1 pseudogene is annotated in these 1091 nt (G+C 64.0%); it reads right to left on the reverse strand.

Going from position 1 to position 1091, the window contains the following annotated elements:
- Nucleotides 1-20: 20 nt before the first annotated feature.
- Nucleotides 21-1091: pseudogene (locus tag D6B98_RS39615) on the reverse strand (IS630 family transposase); the annotation flags it as partial.

Genomic DNA, 1091 nt, shown 5'->3' on the forward strand with positions numbered 1-1091 from the left:
CTAGTAGCCCTGCACAGTGATTATGACTCTTTGGAAGAGTTGGGATAGGCGCGGCCCATTTTGGCTCGGGCCGTGTCCGTGTTGAACATCCATTTGATGCGGGAGCGTGCGGCATTCCTCTGCCGTTCCCAGGCGGCGATTTCGCGGCGCAGTCGCTTGGGGTCGTCGATCCTGCGATCGAGGCACTGTCCCCGCAAGACGCCGATTTCGATCTCGACCATGTTGAGCCAGCTTGCGTGCTTGGGGGTGTAGTGGAACTCAAGCCGGCGCAGTATCCGTCTGGCTTCGGCAGGCGGGAACGCCTGATACAGGCGCCGGCGGAGTGGGTCGATAGATTGTTTTGGACGACCCGGATGGTCTCGGCGTCGGGATAATGGACGTCGACGAGTTCGCGCATGCATCGGGCGTAGTCTTCTGCCGCACGGTGCTCGGTGACTTTGACCTTGCGCCAGGGGCGATGCACGTCGAGCAGGACGAAGAGGTTGACGGTGCCATTGCGCCGATACTCGTAATCGTAACGTTCGAGCCGGCCGGGCTCGGCGGGGATCGGCTGACGTGCCTCGCCGATGAGCTGCACCGGGCTTTCATCGAAGCACACCACCGGGTGCTCGGGGTCGGGCGCCTCGGCGTAGAGATCGAGCACGTCTTCCATGCGGGCGACGTATTCGCCGTCGACCAGCGGAATGCACCACATGTCTTTGCGCCAGGGTTTGAGACCATTTTCGGCCAGACGCCGCCGAACCGTCTCGCGAGACAGGCTCTTGTGCTCGGTGAGCTTGACCATCGCACCTGCCAGCAGCTTGAGCGTCCAGCGGGCGCGGCCCTTGGGCGGACCGGCACAGGCGGTCGCCACCAGTAGAGCTTCTTCCTTGCCCGAGAGTTTGCGCTCCGCTCCGGGGCGTGGCTCTTCGCTCAGCGCCCGCTCCAGATTGCCCTCCACGAAGCGTCGCTTGGTCCGGTACACTGTCGAGCCGCCCACACCAACGCTCCTGGCGATCTCTTCGTCGCTGGCCCCGGCATCGGCAGCCAGCAAAATCTGGGCCCGCTTGAGCTTGCGGGACGCATGCTTGCCACCGCCCAGCAGCGTCTTG

Source organism: Bradyrhizobium sp. LVM 105 (genome assembly GCF_003957705.1).
Lineage (GTDB): Bacteria > Pseudomonadota > Alphaproteobacteria > Rhizobiales > Xanthobacteraceae > Bradyrhizobium > Bradyrhizobium frederickii.